The sequence below is a fragment of the Pedobacter sp. HMWF019 genome, from assembly GCF_003061025.1.
Taxonomy (GTDB): Bacteria; Bacteroidota; Bacteroidia; order Sphingobacteriales; family Sphingobacteriaceae; genus Pedobacter.
The window spans coordinates 16992-39039 of record NZ_QAIL01000275.1 but is presented as its reverse complement, the minus strand read 5'-3'; the positions used below and the strand labels follow the sequence as shown (position 1 = coordinate 39039).

At 40.9% G+C, this 22048-nt stretch carries 10 protein-coding genes; 9 read left to right on the top strand and 1 reads right to left on the bottom strand.

Features of this window, described 5'->3' with window-relative positions:
• Window positions 1-38: 38 nt before the first annotated feature.
• A complete protein-coding gene (locus tag DBR11_RS16020; RefSeq protein ID WP_108553659.1) occupies window positions 39-3206 on the bottom strand; it encodes a SusC/RagA family TonB-linked outer membrane protein in 3168 nt (1055 codons plus the stop codon).
• Between the two features lie 213 nt (window positions 3207-3419).
• Here DBR11_RS16020 and DBR11_RS16015 point away from each other — a divergent pair, with 213 nt between their 5' ends.
• From DBR11_RS16015 to DBR11_RS15975, 9 genes are all read left to right on the top strand, one after another.
• Entirely contained in the window at window positions 3420-4910 is a 1491-nt protein-coding gene (locus DBR11_RS16015) for a POT family MFS transporter (protein ID WP_233260785.1), read from the top strand.
• A 126-nt stretch (window positions 4911-5036) separates the two neighbouring features.
• The gene (locus DBR11_RS16010; protein ID WP_108553658.1) at window positions 5037-7424 is read left to right on the top strand and encodes a glycoside hydrolase family 127 protein; all 2388 of its coding nucleotides are present in this window, start codon (window positions 5037-5039) and stop codon (window positions 7422-7424) included.
• A 198-nt stretch (window positions 7425-7622) separates the two neighbouring features.
• Window positions 7623-8690 (top strand): glycoside hydrolase family 88 protein, encoded by a 1068-nt coding sequence (locus DBR11_RS16005; RefSeq protein ID WP_233260784.1) that lies wholly within the window; start codon window positions 7623-7625, stop codon window positions 8688-8690.
• Between the two features lie 6 nt (window positions 8691-8696).
• Window positions 8697-9950 carry a DUF2264 domain-containing protein gene (locus DBR11_RS16000; protein WP_199233858.1) on the top strand — a complete coding sequence of 418 codons (1254 nt, stop codon included), beginning with the start codon at window positions 8697-8699 and terminating at the stop codon, window positions 9948-9950.
• Window positions 9951-11264: a BNR repeat-containing protein gene (locus tag DBR11_RS15995; RefSeq protein ID WP_233260783.1), complete on the top strand. Its 1314-nt coding sequence runs from the start codon at window positions 9951-9953 to the stop codon at window positions 11262-11264.
• On the top strand, window positions 11249-15322 hold the full coding sequence (locus DBR11_RS15990) for a hybrid sensor histidine kinase/response regulator (RefSeq protein WP_108553657.1): 4074 nt from the start codon (window positions 11249-11251) through the stop codon (window positions 15320-15322). The genes DBR11_RS15995 and DBR11_RS15990 overlap by 16 nt, the downstream gene beginning before the upstream one ends.
• Window positions 15323-15443: 121 nt before the next feature.
• The gene (locus DBR11_RS15985; protein ID WP_233260782.1) at window positions 15444-16583 is read left to right on the top strand and encodes a glycoside hydrolase family 43 protein; all 1140 of its coding nucleotides are present in this window, start codon (window positions 15444-15446) and stop codon (window positions 16581-16583) included.
• A 191-nt stretch (window positions 16584-16774) separates the two neighbouring features.
• Window positions 16775-19987 (top strand): TonB-dependent receptor, encoded by a 3213-nt coding sequence (locus DBR11_RS15980; RefSeq protein ID WP_108553655.1) that lies wholly within the window; start codon window positions 16775-16777, stop codon window positions 19985-19987.
• 9 nt (window positions 19988-19996) lie between these two features.
• Complete coding sequence (locus DBR11_RS15975; protein WP_199233857.1) at window positions 19997-21985, top strand: RagB/SusD family nutrient uptake outer membrane protein; 1989 nt, start codon at window positions 19997-19999, stop codon at window positions 21983-21985.
• The last annotated feature ends 63 nt before the right edge of the window (window positions 21986-22048 follow it).

Sequence of the window (22048 nt, the reverse complement as noted above, 5' to 3'; positions counted from 1 at the left end):
GCTTATATATATAATTAACTTTTTCATATCCATTTTCGTTAAAAGGTTAAATCCAGTCCAAAGGTGTATTTCTTTGGAATCGGGTAGTCATTTCCACTAGAATAGCCGGTAATCTCTACGGCTTCAGGATCAGGTACGGTAGACCTGGACCATATTTTAACATTATCCATCATGCCATACACCCTGATTGACCTGATGCCAATTCTCTTGGTGTATTTTTCGGGTATGGTGTATCCCAATCTGATATTTTTGATCCTGATAAAACTGGCATCTTCTATGAACAAACTTTGCCCTATATGCCATTTATCTACATTATTGGTAATTAATCCGGGATATTTGGCAATATCGCCGGGCTGGCTCCAAAAGTCAGAAACGTTAAAGTTTGAAGCGGGGCCGGATGATCCTCCCCATATCTGGTAGGGGTTGGCCGTTCCAGCATCCTGAAGTTTATCTGAGAGGTAGCCATTGCGTAATTTTCTTCCAGAAATAAAAGTGACCAGAACGTCGAGAGTGAAACCCTTGTAAGAAAATGAATTGGTTAAACCACCTGTAATGTCTGGGTTTGGGTTTCCATAAGAAACCAGATCATTGTAATCAATATTGTAGTCTCCGTTTTGATCTACACGTGCGGGATCGCCTGCACTGAACTGGGAACCACCAAACTGTGTAATCCTTTTGCCGGTTAAGGGATCTACCGGTACATCAGAGTCTCTGGAGTAGATACCCCTTACATCCCAGACTTTGTATGTGAAAAGAGGTTCTCCTACGCTTAACGTTTGTTGCATCCATGGAGGGCCAAATGTAAAGTCCCGACCGCCATTAGGTAGTTTAGTGATATAGTTTTTGTTGTAGGCAATATTGAAGTTTGTATTCCATTGCAGTTTAGATTTCTCAGGAAGATTACGCGTGTTTACACTGAACTCGATCCCACTGTTGCGGAGGTTCACATAGTTATTAGAGGTTAATGCATAGCCGGTAGTGAGAGGAACACCTACGTCAAATACTTTATTTTTGGAATCCCGGATATAGTAATCTGCGGTTAGGGAAATCCGGTCGTTAAACAACCCAAGATCAATTCCAAAGTTTACCTGCGGACTTCTTTCCCAGGTAATGCTTGTTGCAGAAGCCGGACTTGTATAATCCGGATAGATGACTTGTGTGCCGTTGTAGGTCGTTTGATTGTAAATGATACCGGTATTGGTATAAGTTAGACCAGCTTGACCGTTGCCCAGTGCTGATCCATCATAAATTGCATTGGATATGAGGGATTGGTATTGAGCGTAATATGCACCTGGGTCATTACCGGTGATGCCATAGCTTCCTCTGAATTTGAGGTAAGAGATTACTTTTTTCAGGGGCTCAAAAAATTTTTCTTCTGAAATATTCCAACCTGCAGAAATGGATGGGAAAGAGCCCCACTGACTGTCTGCATTGTATCTTGAAGAGGCATCAGCGCGATAAACGGCTTGCAACAGGTAACGGCTCTTGTAATCATATATAAAACTTCCCATCCAGGACAAGCGGGAACGCTTTTCGATTGTACTACGGGCAAAAAGATTTGCTCCCGATGCAATTCCATTTACTGTTTTGACCGCGTCAGAGTTGCCCACACTACTGCTGTAGCTGTTGTTATTTACGTTTTTTTCCATCCCTTGAAGCAGGATCAAATTAAGGTTGTGCCCACTTTTTAAAGATTTATTGTAATTCAGTGTGTTTTCCAATTCCCAGCGGTTGCCCTGATAAATCCAGCCGTAAGCTTCATTAAGACCACTGCTGCTCAACAGATTTGGTTTAAAATAGCTGCGGGTATTGTTGTTGATGTTGTAAGAAATAGTACTTTTTAAATTTAACCCTGGCATAATGGTGTATTGTGCGGAGGTATTTCCATTAATGCTGGTTGTCTTGTCATCGTCCATCAACTGGTCATAACGGCCAGTATATAATTCTTCTTCAGCTTTTCCGATTTTCCAAAAAGAGGAAGGAAAACCCCAGGTTGTAAATGGATATTTGTTCTGATCGCCCTGGCCATGTTTGGCTGTTGTCAGACCTACAAACAGATTGGTTTGGATTTGAAGGGATTTAGCTGGGTTAACCTGTAAAAATAGCCTGGGGGTAACACGTTGTATCCCATAGCCTTTCATTACTCCATCTTCTGAATAACGGTTAAAGGAGAAACGGTAAGAATAGTCTTCTTTAGCTGCTGCAATACTGGCGTCAATATTACTGATCAGACCTGTCTGAAGAAACAGGCCCTGCCAGTCGGTGTTGTTGTTAAATACTGGATTCAAACTATCCGTAAGCATCATGCTCAAATTACCAAGACTCTGGTAATTGGCATTGCCGCCATAGAGCAGGTCCATTTTGAGCCTTCTTTCTGCGGCTCCGGTCTGTATGGGTTTTAACGCAGGTTTATTGGCAATACCGAAATAGGAAGCGAGTCTGATTTGCGGTGGCGCTCCCAGTGCGGCATGTTTCGTTTTTACAATGATCACGCCATTTGCCGCCCGGGCTCCATAAACGGCAGATGCAGAGGCATCCTTTAGTATGTCTACAGATTCAATATCATTGGGGTTAATGGCTTGAAGAGGACTACTGCCATAAGCCGAATTAATATCGTTTACATCATAAATAATTCCGTCAATCACATATAGTGGTGCGCTGTTTTGTGCAAAGTTGACATTACTTGCCCCTCTGATATTCACGATGGTGTTTCCACCTGGCTCGCCAGAAGTACTTAATACATTTAATCCAGCTACCCGCCCCTGTAACATGGCGTCGAAAGTAGAGTAGGGGGTGTTTTCAAAATCTTTACCTTTCACCGTTGCAATTGCTCCGGCAGTTTTCTTTCGTTGTACATTTTGATAGCCGACCAATACCACATCCTCCAGCATATTTTCATCTTCAACTAACTGGACATTTAAACTGGTGTTGTTGCCTATAGGAACTTCTTTGGATTTGTAGCCGACCAGGCTAAACCTCATGACTGCGCTTTGATCTGGCTTAACCATCAAAGAAAATTTACCGGAGCCATCTGTAATTGTTCCTGTAACTGTTCCTTTCAGCTTAATGGTAACTCCAGGTAGAGGGAGGTTACTTTTGTCTGTTACCATTCCGGTAACTTTGGTTTGTCCGTAAGCAAGCCAGGGGATCATCAAAAAGAAAATCCCGAATAACTTAGTTAAGGATAGGGTAAGTTTCACATTCATAATTTTGGTTGGTTTTTATAATAGTTGTGTTGACGTTTATAAAATTAGTGTTGTATATTTTCCCCTATTCGGAAGATTTTATCTAATACCAGCCATTTTTTAACCTGATTCGGATAAAGGATGTTATGGTAAAATAAAATATGGATAGTAATAGCTGTTGCCATCAAATATTTTCACATAATGTGCTATTGTATAGGTTGTATAATAGGAGGAATGCAGAAATCTGAATATAGATTTTGGTTAATATCCTACTGGTTTAAATTAATAACCGATTATTTTACAGGCAAATTAATCACCAGATTTACGGATATGGCCTATCCCAAAAGTTTACCTTATATTATCGCAAATGAAGCTGCCGAAAGATTTAGTTTTTACGGTATGCGGTCCATTTTAACCACATTTCTGGTTGTGCAGTTTTTTAATCCAGCATTAAACCCTTCTTTACAGGGAATTGCAGAGGCACAGGCCAATGAGGCTACACATTTTTTTGTATCATTGGCTTATGCAGTTCCTTTCCTTGGCGCTGTTGCAGCCGATTGGTTTTTTGGAAAATATAAAGTTATTCTTTGGATATCTATCCTGTATTGTTTTGGACATTTGATCCTCTCCATGTTTGAGAAAGACTTTGACGTATTCAGAATTGGGCTTGTTTTGATTGCAATAGGGGCTGGTGGCATAAAATCTTGTGTATCTGCCAATGTAGGAGACCAATTCAATGCAGAGAACAAGCACTTGCTTACAAAGGTTTACGGATGGTTTTACTTCAGTATCAATGCTGGGTCTGCTGTTTCCACATTGGTGATCCCATTGGTCTATGCTGCTTATGGGCCTAAATGGGCATTTGGAATTCCAGGGATTTTAATGGCAGTGTCTACATTGATTTTTTACTCAGGTCGTAAAACTTATGTTCGTGTTCCACCGGCAGGGATAAAAAAAGACAATTTTCTTTTTATTTCGGTTTATGCCCTGGCTCATTTTTATAAGAGGAAACCTGGTGCCTCATTACTGGATGTTGCTAAAGAAAGGTTTAATCCGGAGAAAGTAGAAGATATCAAAGCTGTATATCGGGTGATTGGAATTTTTAGTTTCATTCCATTGTTTTGGGCCATGTGGGATCAGAATCTTTCTGAATGGGTTTTACAAGCCGGAAAGCTGGATAGACATATTTTAGGTTACGAGTTGTTACCTCAGCAAGTACAGACCGTTAACCCGTTCTTCCTGCTGTTGTTGATACCGGTATTTAACTATGGTATTTATCCCTTCTTTGAGCGCAGGGGGATAAAGACCAGTCCCCTAAGGCGAATCGGAGCAGGACTAATATTGATGGTGATTTCTTTTATCGTTATAGCCATCTTACAGGGGGCTGTTGATAAAGGACTTAGCCCTTCCATCTGGTGGCAGGTTCTGGCTTATTTTATTTTGGCCGCTGCAGAGGTTATGGTGTCTGTGACCTGCCTTGAATATGCTTATACACATGCACCAGCTTCCATGAAGAGTACCATGGGGGCGGTATGGCTGCTCACTATAGCTGTTGGAAATTTTTTTACAGCCCTGGTCAACCGCAGCATTTCCAATCAAGGCTTTTTCTCCTCCTTTCAGGGAGCCAGTTACTATTGGCTTTTTATTGGATTAATGCTGGTATTGATCCTGATCTATCTGGTTGTTTCTCCGAGAATAAAAGAACAAAGCTATCTGCACCAGTAAATTTGGTATATCCTTTTAATGACCGTTATGAGGCAATATGTTGTTGCTATTGGTTAAAATTCGGTATGCCGAAAGCTCTTCATTCAAATACATTTGAATATCCTTAAACTTAGACCTAACCACACTATGAAACCGAATCGCTGGCTACTTCTATTATCCATGTTCCCCATGGTTATATATGCTCAAAAAAAAGATTATCCTATACAGCCCGTTGCTTTTACACACGTGCATGTAAATGATGCTTTCTGGGCACCGAAAATGGAAATAAATGCGGAAGTGACTATTCCTTATACGCTGCAGCAATGTAAAATGGATGGCAGGATTGATAATTTTCTGCGTGCATCGAAGACGATTCCCGGAGATAAATTAAGTGCTTTTCCATTTGATGATACTGATATTTATAAAGTTATAGAAGGTGCCTCTTATGCGATGCAAGTGAAAGCAGACCCTGCTTTGGATAAATATGTAGATTCACTGATCACTATTATAGGAAAAGCACAAGAAAAAGATGGTTACCTCTATACTTTTCGTACGGTACATGCATCAAAGGCTCACGACTGGGTAGGTTCTAAACGCTGGGAAAAGGAAGAAGAATTGAGCCACGAGTTGTACAATTCAGGACATTTATTTGAGTCTGCTGCCGCGCACTACCAGGCGACAGGAAAGAAAACGCTGTTGAACATTGCCATCAGAAATGCAGATCTGCTGGTGAAGGATTTTGGTTATGGTAAGGAAGAAAAATACCCCGGGCACCAGGTGGTGGAGATTGGTCTGGTCAAATTATACCGGATAACCGGAAACGAAAAATACTTGCAACTGGCTAAGTTCTTTCTCGATGTGCGTGGTCCAAAAGGAGATGCTTATAACCAGGCCCATGCAAAAGTTGTAGACCAGCATGAAGCTGTTGGGCATGCCGTAAGAGCAACCTACATGTATACAGGTATGGCAGACGTAGCAGCAATTACCGGCGACCAGAAATACCTCCATGCCATTGATGATATCTGGAATGATGTGGTGAACAAAAAATTATATATAACCGGTGGAATTGGGGCAACGGGAGCAGGTGAGGCTTTTGGAGCAGCCTACCAGCTGCCGAATATGTCGGCTTATGCAGAAACCTGCGCAGCTATTGCTAATATCTATTGGAACAGCCGGATGTTTCAGCTTCATGGTGATTCCAAGTATATAGATGTACTGGAACGCACGCTGTACAACGGATTACTTTCCGGGGTTTCTCTTTCTGGAGACCGTTTCTTTTATCCAAATCCACTGGCTTCCATGCACCAGCATCAGCGAAGTGCCTGGTTTAGTTGTGCCTGCTGTATTTCCAATATGACCCGTTTTTTACCTTCAGTTCCAGGTTATGTCTATGCGCAGAATGATAACAATCTATACGTAAATCTCTTCATGAGCAACAAGAGTGAAGTCAAATTACCTGTGGCGAAAGTGAACATTTCACAAAGTACGGATTATCCATGGAAAGGAAACGTAGATATTAAAATAGATCCGGAACGAGACGCGAAATTTGCCCTCCATATCCGTATTCCTGGCTGGGCAGGAATCGAACCGGTACCGGGAACATTATATAGTTTTTCCGATGGGAAAGTTTACCCGGTAACACTTTTGTTAAATGGTAAAGCGCTTGAATACAAGTTTGTTAAAGGTTATGCTGTTATAGATCGTATTTGGAAAAAAGGGGATAAGCTTACTTTAGATGTTCCAATGGAAGTCCGTAAAGTTCTGGCAAATGATCAGGTTAAAGACGATAAGGGGCGGTTTGCTTTTCAGCGGGGCCCCATTGTTTATTGCCTGGAAGGCCCTGATAATAGGGATAGTGTAGTACAAGATATTCTGGTTGATAAAAATGCAATACCTTCTATGGCCTTTAGGCCAGATATGCTTAATGGTATAGAGTTACTAACAGTTAAAGGAACTAGTATTAGCAGACAAGTCAATAGTGATGAACTGGTCAAGGTAAATCAGGAAGTAAGGGCTATTCCTTATTATGCCTGGGCCAACCGTGGGCCAAGTGAAATGACGGTCTGGATTCCTTACCATGAATCTGCCTCAAGGCCAAGGCCAGCAGCAACCATTGCCTCTAAAAGTAAAGTGTCTGGTTCATTAAGGAATAAACAATTGCTGGTTGCTGTTAAAGATCAATATGAACCAGCTGACTCAAAAGATACCAATTATCCATATTTACACTGGTGGCCAAAAAAGGATTCAAAGGAATATTTGCAATATGATTTTGACCAGGAGTATCAGGTATCTCAGTCGCAGGTGTATTGGTATGATGACGGGCCTTGGGGTGGATGCAGGATTCCGGAAAACTACAAAGTCCTTTACCTAAAGGATGGGCAATGGATTCCAGTAGAATCTGTGAATACATATACAATAGAAAAAGATAAATTTAATACTTTGAATTTTAAGCCCGTTAAAACCAAAAGTATTAAATTAGAGCTACAACTTCCAAAGGAAAATTCTTCTGGTATTCATGAATGGATAGTTAAATAGAAAGTTATAATCATAAAACAAATAAATGTCACTTTGACTTTTATTTGTTTTTGCTATATTGGTCATCAAATAACAAGTTATTGTTATTTGATGACCAATTATAAACCTTATCTTGATGAGCCGATGAACTTGAAGTTTTTTTGTACTCTGATTATATTCAGCGCCCTTTCTATTTCAAATATAACAGCACAAAACGCTGTGAAAAAGCAAGGTAAAAAAGAAGTGCTTTTTAAAATCAATCTGGTCAATGCATATTGGCAGAAAAATCATCAGCCACAAACCAGCGCTTTTTGGGATGAGGCTGCTTACCAGACTGGAAATATGGAAGCATTTGGCCTGACTGGTAAAAAGGCTTACAGAGCTTATGCTGAGGCCTGGGCAGAGTACAATCAATGGATGGGTGCAAAGTCAGTGAAAACATCAGACTGGAAATATAACTATGGAGAAACGGATGATCATGTCTTATTTGGTGACTGGCAGATTTGTTTTCAGACTTATATAGACTTGTACCTGCTCCAGCCAAAACTACATAAAATAGCTAGGGCCAGGGAGGTTATGGAGTATGAAATGAGTACTTCGGCCAAGGACTATTGGTGGTGGGCAGATGGATTGTACATGGTGATGCCCGTTATGACCAAACTCTACAAAATAACCGGAAATACGCAATATCTGGAGAAGCTCAAAACTTATTTCGAGTATGCGAACAGCATCATGTATGACGCGGAAACTGGCTTGTATTATAGAGATGCCAAATATGTTTACCCGGTGCATAAGAGTACAAATGGCAAAAAAGATTTTTGGGCAAGGGGAGATGGATGGGTATTTGCGGGGTTAACCAAAGTATTAAAGGACCTTCCTCAAAATGCCTCCAATAGAGATGAATATCTTCGTAAGTACCTTGGCCTTGCTAAAGCTATTGTGAAGTGCCAGCAAAAAGAAGGCTACTGGACCAGGAGTTTACTGGATCCTGAGCATGCCCCAGGACCAGAAACTAGTGGGACGGCCTTTTTTACTTATGGCCTGCTTTGGGGAATCAATCAGGGCTACCTCGAAAAAAAGACTTATCTTCCGGTTGCTCTGCAGGGCTGGAAGTATTTGTCTTCCTTTGCCCTGCAGGACACTGGGAAGGTGGGGTATATACAGCCAATTGGAGAAAAAGCCATACCGGGGCAGGTTGTTGATGCAAATTCTACCGCCAATTTTGGCGTAGGCGCGTTTCTACTTGCCGGCTGCGAGATGTACCGTTTTTTAGAACATTCAAAATAGAACCTTATGAAATCTTTTTACAAAGGCTGGTGTTTAACCTTATGTTTTTCCATGCTCCTGGGTGGTAGCGTTTTTGGACAGAAAAAAAAAGCACTGAAACCTGTTGGGCCAATTACAGACCGCCAGGTTTGGCTTCAAGAAATGGATAAAATGGTATGGCCGGTCATGTATAATCTGGCCCATGACAGCTTGCGTATTCAGATGCCCAAGGTAACCTCCAAAAGAATTGATAATAAAGATCACCGGATTAAAGTTGAATACCTGGAGGTGCTGGGCAGGGTTTTAAGTGGTATAGCTCCCTGGCTGCAGCTGGAAGGAGGAAGCAGGAATGAAGTTATCTTAAGAAATCAATATCGCCAATGGGCAGTTCAGGGTATAAAGAATGCATTGGATTCCAATGCAAAAGATTTTATGCGCTTTGACATAGGAGGACAACAGTTGGTAGATGCTTCTTATTTGGCCTACGCCTTTCTTCGGGCACCATGGTTATGGGAGCATCTGGAAAAGCGGGAAAAGGAAAGGTTGGTGAATTCAATAAAAACTACACGCCAGTTTAAACCGGTATTTTCCAATTGGCTACTTTTCTCAGCTATGAATGAAGCTTTCTTGTGCCGGTTTGGTTATGAATGGGATTCTATGCGCGTAGACTATGCTTTGCAGCAAATGGAACAATGGTATGTTGGAGATGGTATGTACACGGATGGGGTTCATTATGCTTATGATTACTATAACAGTTATGTCATTCATCCTTACCTGGCGGCAATAGCCGGCATCATTGGTAAAAAAAACAATGCGTATGATTCGATGTTTGAAAAAATAAAGAAACGGAATGAACGTTATGCGATTCTTCAGGAGCGGCTGATCAATACAGATGGTTCTTATCCACCTACTGGAAGGTCTATTGTATACCGGGGAGCAGCTTTCCACCATCTTGCAGATATGGCCTGGCGAAAGGCTTTGCCTGAGCAGCTGAAACCTGCTCAGGTCCGATGCGCCCTAACAGCGGTGATCCGGAAAACGCTGGAAAGTCCGTCCACCTATAAGAATGGCTGGCTAAGCATTGGCTTGTATGGAGAACAGCCAGATCTTGCGGATTTCTATAACAATCAAGGCAGTATGTACATCAGCAGTAATATATTTCTTCCTTTGGGACTTGCTGAAACAGATCCTTTCTGGTCTGCCCCGGCGGAGAAATGGACTGCGCAAAAAATATGGTCCGGTGAAGATTTTCCAAATGATCACAGTGTAGACTTGAGATAGATGATGAATAGAACGACGCTATGGCTATGGATTAGCCTCTGTCTTGGCGGCTATGCTTCTGCACAAGACCATATTAAAGTACAACAGGTTTCTGTAAATGGCTGGGCCAATAACTCTGTAAATGTTGTTATTTTTAGAAAAAATTCACTGGTTACTTATAAAGGGGAGCAGTATTGCGCCTTTTATGATCAGGATCAATACGTTGTACTGGCCAAAAGAACACTAAATAGCAGTAAGTGGACACTTTTGCGCAGCTCGTACCAGGGAGATGCTGCTGATGCGCACAAGTCTATCAGTATTATGGCAGACGGGGCAGGGTTTCTTCACGTTGCCTGGGGACAGCACAATAATCCCTTGAATTATGCCAGGTCATTAACCGTAGGCTCTTTAATACTTGGTCCAAAGAAGGAAATGCTAGGCAGAAAAGAAACCAAGATCAGCTATCCAGAATTTCATAAACTACACAATGGCAACTTGATTTTTCTATACAGGGATGGGGGCTCCGGAAACGGGGATCTGGTCATTAACCTGTATAATGTTAAAAAACAATCCTGGGAAAGAGTACAGGACAACCTTATTGATGGGGAGGGCAAGCGTAATGCCTACTGGCAAATGGTCATTGACGCCAAAGGAACAATGCATCTATCCTGGGTATGGCGGGAGAGCCCGAATGTGGCGAGTAATCATGATATGTGTTATGCGCGGTCTGAGGATGGAGGAGAGAGCTGGATGAAATCAACAGGGGAACCTTATCAACTGCCTATTCGGGAAGACAATGCGGAATATGCTTGTAGAATTCCGCAGAACAGTGAGTTGATCAATCAGACTTCCATGGCAACGGATGATTCAGGTCAACCTTATATTGCCAGTTACTGGCGCGAAAAGGGAACAGGAATACCGCAATACCATATCATTTTTAAACAAGATGGTTGTTGGAAAGTACAGAATTTGGCTTTTCGAAATTTAGCCTTTACACTAAGCGGAAGCGGTACTAAACGTATCCCAATTTCAAGACCTCAACTCCTAACCTGGAGCCAAGAGAAAAAAACACAGGCAGGATTGATTTTTAGAGATAAGGAAAGAGGGAATAGGATCTCTATGGCCTATACCGATGATCTGGCGCAGCAAAAATGGGTAGTAAAGGACCTTACGTCTGGTTCTGTCGGAGATTGGGAGCCGAGTTTTGATACTGAATTGTGGAAGCAGAAAAAGCGGCTGGATCTCTTTGTTCAAAAAGTTGTACAAGTTGATGGCGAAGGAAAGGCAGATCATTTGCCTACCGAAATACAGGTATTGGAATGGGAACCTTATTAAGCAGAAAGAACATTTTAATGAGTTGGATTGTCCATTTATTGGCTTTCACAGCTGTTGCCCAAAACTTCTCTGAAAGATCGGAGATTAGATATATCGGGCAGGAGAACGGTTTATCCAATAATACAGTGAATTCCTTGTATCAGGACCGCTATGGTTTTTTATGGATGGGTACTTACGATGGCCTGAACCGTTATGATGGCTATGCTTTTAAGACCTTCCGCCATAAATGGGGTGATACCTGTACTTTGACAGATAACCACATTACGGCACTCAGTGGAGACACTGGTAGCCGAATCTGGATTGGTACATTGAATGGACTTTCGTGCTTTGATTATTCGACTTCTAAGATCAGCCCTGTATATTTTAAAGCTTCAAAGGCGTTAAGAAAAATCACAGCCTCTGTTAATACCATTTCAGTAAATAAAAATAATGAGGTCTTTATAGCGACGGATGAGCAGGGCCTGTTTAGGCTTAACCACAATAGTCATATAGCCATAAAGGTGCCACTTACACGTCACTCCAGGTATACTGTTCAGGCATTAGGGACACAGGATACTTACTTGTGGCTGTTTGTTAAAGACTATGGACTGTGCATGTTTGACTTGAAAACCTCAAAAATCAAACTCATGAATGCAGAACTCAAATCTGCCACATGCTTATTAGTTCATCATGATACCCTTTGGATTGGGACGGAAAAGGGATTGTATCTGTATCATATCGGGCATGAAACATTGAACCGTTTTACAGGAAAGCTAAGCAGCGAAAACGTCATGAGCCTGATGATGTCTAAGACAGGTAAACTCTGGGTAGGTACGAATGGTAATGGTGTGACGATCTATGATCAGAAAAAAGATCAAACAGAATTTCTTTTACCTGGCAAGGAAAGAGGAGGAATTACCAGCGGGGCTGTAGGTGCTATATATGAAGATAAAGAAGCCCGTGTATGGATAGCAACATTAAGGGGAGGAGTAAATGTAATGGAAGTGAAAGCTTCCAGTTTTAATACCATTAAGCGAGACCCATTCAATAAAAATAGCCTCGTCAATAATTTTGCACTTTCTTTTTGTGAAGATGAAAAAAGGAATATTTACATCGGAACCGACGGAGGCGGCGTGAGTTATTGGAATCCGGTAACGAACCAATATGAGAATTATACCCATCATTCAGAAGATAAAAACTCCATTGTAAGCAATTTTGTAACGGGGATCTTACGCGACCATCAGAATAGAATATGGATGGCGACCTTCAGCGGAGGTATAGATCGTTTTGATCCGACATTAAAGATCTTTAAACATTATTCTTGCTATAATTCAAAGAAACAAACTGATGAGATCAATGTTTGGAAGTTATATGAGGATCGGGAAAATCATCTTTGGGCTGGGACTACCCGAGGAGGAGCTCTGTATTTGTATAATGGAATAAAAGATAGATTTGAACTCTATGATTCGGAGCTAACCAATATCCATGCTATTTTTCAAAGTACCGACCACGTCCTTTGGATGGGAGATTATGAAAATCTGATCCAAGTAGATTTGGTCCACCGGACTAAAAAGTATTATTCGGTGAATTCATCGGTACGTGCTATTCAGGAGGGAGATAAGGGGTTTTTATGGGTAGGAACTGAAGGAGGTGGTTTGCTTCATTTCAACACCAGGGATGGCACATCTATCCGCTTTACGGAAAAACAAGGTTTACCCAGCAATGCCATTCTGAATGTTTTAAAAGATGGGAAAGGAAATTTATGGTGCAGCACCTATAATGGACTTTCCAAGTTTGATGTGAGGACGAAGAAATTCAAAAATTATTCTGTAGCCAATGGACTTCAGAGTAATCAATTCAATTATAATGCAGCCTTGAAACTAGGCAGCGGTGAATTTCTCTTTGGTGGTATCAAAGGGTTTAATATGTTTCATCCGGACAGCATTAAAATGGACAACGGTACCCCTCCATTAATACTTACCGGGTTTAAGATCAATAATGTGCCTATTGAAGAGGAACCTCATTTTAAAGATAAATCGGCCATTAATCTTCATGAGATTGTGATTCCCTATCATAAGGCCACTATATCTGTTGATTTTGTGGCATTGGAATATTCTGGGCAGGAACAGATCAATTACGCGTACTATATGGATGGATGGGATAAAGACTGGAATGAAGTTGGAAAGATACGATCAGCTTATTATTCCCGGCTGGATCCCGGTAGCTATAAACTTTATATCAGATCGACAAATACAGATGGATTATGGAATGGTAATGAAAGAGTAATCCATATTGTGATTTTACCTCCATGGTACCGGACCTGTTGGGCTTATATTTTTTACCTACTTGTGGTTGCATTGGGCTATTATGTTTATTATGTGTACAGGAGCCGACAAAGGAAGTTAAAAAATGAAATTGACCTGGCTAATCTAAAGATACAGCAGGAAAAAGAACTCAATGAAAAGAAGATCAGTTTTTTTACGAATATTTCTCACGAGCTGCGAACGCCTTTAACCCTAATCGTAAATCCGATAAAAGACATTTTACATAAGGGAGAACATAATGAGGAAACAGATGCTCTTAATATTGTGTATCGAAACTCCAGAAGACTATTAAGTCTGGTAGACCAGTTGCTGTTGTTTAGAAAAACAGAAAGTGAAAATGATACCCTCAATTTAAGTCAAATCAATATTTCAAAACTCGCGAAGGATGTTTTTCTTTGTTTTACTTATTTGGCTGTAAAAAAGAATATACATTATCATTTGGATTGTACCGATGAATCAATAAAGGCCTGTGCTGACAAGGAGAAGATTGAAATTGTATTGTTTAATTTACTGTCCAACGCTTTGAAATTTACGCCTGAGGGTGGTGAAGTAGGATTAAGTATTAGTTGCAAGAATGGAACCATCACTATGGAGTGCTGGGACAATGGCCCTGGTATTTCTCCTACGACCGGAGAGAAATTATTTGATAAATTCTACAAGATACAGCAGGTCAACTCCTCAAAGATAGGATTTGGAATAGGCTTATATCTTTCCCGAAATTTTATTGAATTGCATCAAGGTAATATTAGCTACGAAAGTGAACCCAATAAAGGTGTTCGGTTTGTTGTACATATACCGCAGGTCACCTCGAGACTCATTGACTTAACAGATGAATATAAGTCAGAAACCTCGCTGATCGGTGAGTTAATGGAAGACGCAGAAATTTCCGTAGCTGTAGGGGATTTCCGAAAAGAAAAAAAGGAAGACCTGGGCTTGCTCATCTCAGATCTTCATACAATGCTTATTGTAGATGATAACCAGGAGATTATCGATTACATTAAGCATATTTTTAAAAATAAGTTTAAAATTTATGAAGCCAACAATGGAGATGATGGACTTTGCATTGCACAAAAATTCATGCCCGACATCATTATCTCTGATGTGAATATGGACGGATTAAATGGAATAGAACTTTGCAGGAGCATCAAGAGCAACAGTACGTTGAATCATATTCCTGTAATCCTGCTTACTGCAAATCCAGAACTTGCGGGTGAATTGGCAGGAATAGAGGTGGGAGCCTACGACTATGTGAGTAAGCCGTTTGATAAAGAGGTTTTTATTGCAAAAGTAAATGGAGTCATTAAAGATAGAAAAGACTTGCAAAATTACTTCTATAAAGAAATTACCTTAAAGGCTGATTCGCTTAAGATCTCTGAACAAGACAGTTTATTCCTTCAAAAATGTATCACCATTATTGAAGATAATTTAACCGGAACTGAATTTAACGTAAAGATACTTGCACATGGTCTAAGCATGAGCCATCCCAGCCTGTATAAAAAAATAAAACAGGCTTCCGGTATGTCGATTAGTGGGTTTGTTCGTTTTATACGCTTGCGTAAAGCAGCGGAATTGCTGATTAATACAAGTTTGAATATTAATGAAGTATCGATACGGGTAGGACTCAATGATCTCAAATATTTTAGAGAACAATTTCAAAAGCAATTTAAACTTACACCATCAGAATTTATGAAACAACACAGGAAAACATTTCAAAAGCACCATAACCTCAATTACAGTACTTCAGTAAGTGTTTAAATAGAATTTACCCCCTTATAAAATACGAATTTACCCCCGGAAGCCTTTGGTCAGGCTTACTAAATTAGCTCACTCTTAAGAACCAAACTAAACCAAATCAAAACCAAATAATTTAATTGATATGAAAAGAGAATTATTTACGACCGGGAGTTGTCTATCCAAGATGTTCTTGATTTTATTCCTTATGATCAGTAATTATAATGCATTCTCACAGACACTTTATAATGAATTCCATCCTGGAAAGATATGGAAAGATGATAGAGGAATACATATTAATGCCCATGGTGGCGGCATTCTGTTTCATAAAGGAACCTATTATTGGTTTGGTGAACATAAAGTGGCGGGCGAACTTGGTAATACAGCCCAAGTTGGGGTGCACTGTTACGCCTCAAAAGATTTATACAACTGGAAAGATGAGGGCATCGCTTTGGCCGTTTCTGACGATCTGCAAAGCGATATTACAAAAGGCTGTGTGCTGGAAAGACCTAAGGTGGTCTATAATAAGAAGACTAAGAAATTTGTAATGTGGTTTCACCTGGAATTAAAAGATAAAGGATATGCCGCTGCACGCGCTGGTGTAGCCGTAGCAGACCATATTACCGGACCTTATACATTTATCAAAAGCTATAGGCCCAATCCCGGCTCGATGCCATACTATGCATCCGGCACTCCGGACAGCTTGAAAGTCAACTGTGAGCATCCAGGAAATTTCAGCGATGAATTTTTCTGTCGGGATCTTCCCGGAGGCCAGATGGCAAGAGATATGACCGTCTTTGTAGATGACGATGGAAAGGCTTATCATGTCTTTTCTTCCGAAGAGAATTATACACTTGATATTGCAGAACTTAATGCGGATTACACTGGGCATACCGGAAAATTTATACGTGTATATGTAGGTTTTCAAACCGAAGCACCGGCTTTATTTAAAAGGAAAGGAAAATACTATATGATCGGCTCCGGTTGCACTGGATGGGCGCCTAACGCTGCCCGTTGGTTTATTTCAGATGCTATAATGGGGAAATGGAAATACAAAGGTAATCCATGTATAGGCGAAGGAAGTAAGCTTACTTATGGTGGGCAAAGTACTCATGTTCTTCAGGTACAGGGGAAAAAGGATAGCTTCATCTTTATGGCAGATAAGTGGGCACCTAAAGATGCCATTGACGGGCGTTATTTGTGGCTGCCCATTCAGTTTAAAGGAGAAGATATCGAGATCTCCTGGAAGGATACGTGGAATCTGAAAGATATGAAAATGCTCTAACCGATATAAATAGTTAAAATCAGAATTACTGACCATCAAAACTTTCCCTAACGGGAATGTAGGGTCTTCTATTGTCAAAATTTTCTAATCAGCAACCAAATTAAACTATTATAAATTATGAAGAAAACCGAGAACATCCTATTCAAGGAGGGCTATTGGCCTGTTTGTTTACCCTTTAACCCATTCCAATTATGAAAAGAAAAATACCCTTTTTATACAATAAGAAGTTGGGAAGTTTCCTGACTATATTGGTTCTGCTATTTTGTTTTGGCAAAAGTTATGCTCAGACTTCCATGGCCGAGGGCATAGTAAAAGAAGAGACAGGAGTACTACCTGGCGTAAGTGTCAAAGTGAAGGGAGGTTCCAACGGGGTAATGACCAATAGTAGTGGTGCATTTAGGCTTGCTGTACAACCTTCTTCCGTACTGGTCTTTACTTCCGTGGGTTACAAAACCAAGGAGGTTAGTTTGAAGGATATGAAAGTAAATGCGAATGGAAATTATACGGTAAATATCACCCTTACTGCAGATGATAACGATCTTAACGAGGTGGTTGTCGTTGGTTTCGGAAAGCAAAAAAAGGTAAACTTAACCGGTGCTGTAAGTGTGGTGGATGCAAAAGCATTAGAAAACCGACCTGTACAAAATGTATCACAGGCACTTCAGGGACTTGTACCCGGTCTTAACATCTCTCAGAATAACGGTTCACTGGAAAGCACGCCTAGTATCAATATCAGGGGTACCGGAACTATAGGAACATCATCATCTAATCCTTTAATCCTGATAGATGGTATGGAGGGTTCCTTAAATGCATTAAATCCACAAGATGTGGAGAGTATATCGGTACTTAAAGATGCCTCTGCTTCTTCCATTTATGGGTCTCGTGCGGCATTTGGAGTTATACTGGTTACTACAAAAAGAGGTAAATCGGGTAAGGTGCAAATCAATTACAACAATAGCTTTAGGCAAACCAAGCCTGTTTTGTTACCCAAAATGATGGACTCTTATACCTTTGCCCTTTATTTTAACGATGCCAGCACCAACGGTGGAAGTAGTGCCCATTTTGGTGCTGCGCAGTTGCAACGGATAAAAGACTATCAGTCTGGAAAAATTACAGCCAGCATTATACCTAATCCTAACAATAAACAATTTTGGGCAGACGGATATGCAGAAGGGAACGATAATATTGACTGGTATAAAGCTATGTATATGGATCATGCCTTTTCTCAGGAACATAATTTGAGTCTTACAGGAGGAACAGAAAACACCTCTTACTATTTGTCGGGTAACTTTATGGACCAAAACGGAATGATGAAGTTTAACCAGGATGGGTATCAGCGTTATGGGATTACGGCCAAGATCAATACGAAAATTAGCGATCAGATCGGTGTAAATTACAGTAACCGCTTCTTAAGGGAAGGGTATCATAGGCCTTCTGCTTTAGGAAATGGTTTTTATGAATCACTTGGAAGACAAGGCTGGCCTACACTGCCTTTGTATGATCCCAACGGGTACTTGTTTAGTTCGCCTTCACCCGCACTGGAAATGCAGGACGGAGGGAATGATAGACAAGTAAAGGATTGGATGTACCAGCAGATGCAGGTGGTATTTGAACCTGTAAAAGGCTGGAAAACATTTGCAGAATTTAACTATCGTACACAAACTCAGTTCCGGCATTGGGACTCTCAGCAGACCTATAATCACGATGTAAGTGGAACACCTTATCTCTACAAACGCAATTCAAATGTCTATGAATATGCATTCAAAGAGAATTATTTCAATACCAATATCTATTCCGAATACAGTAAAAGCTTCGGCAAGCACAATTTTAAGATCATGAGTGGTTACCAATTCGAAAGCACCAAGTACCGCGATATGAGTGCCCAGCGTGACGGAATAATTGTTCCTGATATTGCCACTTTAAATACGACTTCGGGAATGGATGCGGATGGAAAAGTGCTTGCGCCCGTAGTTTCCGGGCAATATCAGAATTGGGCCATAGCAGGCGTTTTTGGTCGTTTAAATTATGATTATGATGGAAAATATCTGATTGAAGGAAACCTGAGATATGACGGGTCCTCCCGGTTTCGGTCAGATAAAAGATGGTCCTTGTTTCCCTCAATATCCGCAGGATGGAATATTGCCAGAGAAGACTTTTGGAAAAACAACTTGGATATTGTTAATTCATTGAAGGTTAGGTATGCGTACGGAAATTTAGGAAATCAGAATACCAATGTTTGGTATCCTACTTATGTAACGATGCCAGTTGGTACCGCCAACGGCGACTGGCTCCTCAATGGCGCACGTCCAAATACTGCGAGTGCCCCCGGACTGGTAAGCTCAACACTGACATGGGAAACAGTGAAAAGTAATAACATTGGACTGGATTTTGCATTCTTTAAAAATAAGCTCTCAGGCTCTCTGGACTGGTACAACCGTAAGACACTCAATATGGTTGGGCCAGCACCGGAGTTGCCCGTAATTTTAGGTACGGCCGTTCCGCAAACAAATAATACGGATTTGAAATCTACGGGATTTGAATTTGAAATTGCCTGGAACGACCGACTTAAAAATGGGCTTGGCTATAATGTGAAATTCCTGATGTCCGACTTTCAGACCACGGTAACCAGATATCCTAATTCAACGGGATCACTAGACACGTACAGAACAGGACAAAAGCTGGGAGAGATTTGGGGCTATACGACTATTGGTATTGCAAAAAACCAAGCCGAGATGAATGCCCACCTGGCAACTTTAAGTAATGGACAGTCAGCTTTTGGCTCGCAATGGTCCGCCGGAGATATTATGTATGCAGATTACAATGGCGATGGTAAACTGGATTGGGGCAATTGGACGGAAGGAAATTCAGGCGATGCTCATATCATCGGTAACAATACGCCGAGGTACCGGGTTGGACTTGATCTTAGCTTTGACTACAAAGGATTTGACTTCCGTGCCTTTTTTCAAGGTGTATTGAAGCGTGATTTCTGGCAGGGTAGTTATTTTTTCTGGGGGGCCACCAGCAACAAATGGTGGTCTGCAGGTTTGGTGGAGCATGCAGATTATTTTAGAAATGACCCAAACAGTCCGCTAGGTTTAAATCTGGATGCCTATTATCCGAGACCAATATTTGGGAGTGGAAAGAATCAACAAACACAAACTGCTTATTTACAGGATGCGTCCTATATCAGGTTAAAAAACCTGCAAATTGGTTATACACTTCCTCCAATGCTCACCAGGAAACTTGGTGGACAAAAATTCAGATTCTATGCTTCTGGAGAAAATCTCATCACCTGGACCAAAATGGCAAAAATGTTTGATCCGGAAACAATAGATGGCGGTTCCAATGGAAGTGTTTATCCGCTTTCAAAAGTAATATCTCTAGGTTTAAGTGTAACTTTTTAATCTCAGCAAATGAATTTCAAATATATAATGAATATAGGCGTACTAACAGTCTTCAGTGCGCTTGTTTTTCTAATGTCTTGTAAAAAGGCATTGGATCAAGAACCTCTATCTAATATCACTCCTGACAAGTATCTGCAGGAAGAATCTCAACTTGGTGCTTATGCGGTAGCCAGATATACTAGCATATTACCTTCTCACGGCAACTGGTCCTTTGGTACCTTTGGTATTGATGGTAATACTGATAACATGGTACTCCCAGACCTGGACAACAAGTTTCTCCCTGGCCTTTGGAAGGTAGGGACTACCGGTGGAGATTGGGATTTTGGTAATATTTTCCAGGTTAATTACTTTCTGAATACCGTTATTCCGAGATGGAAAAGTGGAGGCATTGTAGGAAACAGTGACAATATTAAGCAATACATTGGGGAGATTTATTTTCTGCGCGCCTATGAGTATTTCAAAAAGCTCCAGGCTCTGGGAGATTTCCCGATAGTGACCAATGTGCTGACTGATAACAAGGAAGTTCTAATAGAAGCCAGTAAAAGACAACCAAGCTCGGAAGTAGCCCGGTTTATACTGTCAGATCTTGACTCCGCGGCAATGCTATTGAAGATTAGTCCAGATGGATCTAAAAACAGAATTTCCAAAGCCTGTGCACAGTTACTAAAGTCCAGAGTGGCATTGTTTGAAGGTACCTGGCTGAAATATTTCAAAGGTACCGCTTTTGTTCCGAACGGATCAGGCTGGCCTGGAAAATCGAAAAGTTATAACGCAAATTATCAATTTCGTTCAGGTAGTATAGATGCAGAGATTGATTATCTATTGGGCGAAGCCATGGCTGCAGCCAAGGAAGTAGCGGAATCGGTACCTCTAGTCGAAAATACAGGGGTCATTGAATCTCCGGTAAATCAAAATCCTTACTTTAATATGTTCAGTGCAGTGAATATGGCGAGCTACAGTGAAGTTCTTTTATGGAGGCAGTATGCACAGGGGATAGTAACACATAACGTTCCTGTATATGCACAAGCTAATAATTATGCGGTTGGATTGACCAGAAGTATGGTAGAAAGTTTTCTAATGAGTAATGGCTTACCGATATATGCTGCGGGTAGTAATTATAAAGGTGATGACCAGTTATCAGATGTTCGCAATGGTCGGGACGGACGTTTAGTCCTCTTTTTGAAAGAACCTGGTCAAAAGAACGTGTTGCTGAATTTTGGACAGGGAGATCACGCAACAGAGATAGAACCCGTACCTCAAGTATGGGAGTCAGGATATGATAAAAAATATTCATCAGGTTATGCCATTAGAAAAGGACTTAATTATGATGCTGCTCAATGCGGCAATGGAGCGGGCTATACTGGTAGTATTACTTTCAGGGCTTCGGAGGCGTATCTCAATTACATGGAGGCTTGCTATGAAAAAACTGGATCAGTAGATGCTTTGGCTACCAAATACTGGCAGCAATTAAGAACCAGGGCAAAAGTGAATCCTGATTTTCAGCAAACTATTGCAGCAACTATTATGTCAAAAGAGACTTTAGACTGGGGAGCTTATTCAGCAAATGTTCTGGTGTCTCCAACTTTATATAACATCCGCAGGGAACGTAGAAATGAATTGATGGCCGAAGGATTGCGATTTATGGATCTTAAAAGATGGAGAGCGATGGATCAGATGATCAGTATACCTTACCATTTTGAGGGATTTAAATTGTGGGGTTCAATGAAACAGTGGTATAACGATAATCAGATTGTTTATGGAGCCGGTAATGCAAAAGCCGTTGTATCAGATCCTGCTCTGAGTGTGTATTTACGTCCACAAGAAATCAGGAGCAATGCCGATTCCTATAATGGAGCAAGATGGGTGATGGCTCATTATTTAAGTCCTATAGCAGTTCAGCATTTTGTGATTACTGCCCAGGGTGGTCTTGATACTTCACCTATCTATCAAAATCCAGGCTGGCCTCTAACGGGGGGAAGTGGTCCAACTGGAAATTAGAAATTAATTTTAGGCTCAGATGAGCTTTTTCAGGCCATCTCTATAAAGGTGGCCTGAATCTTT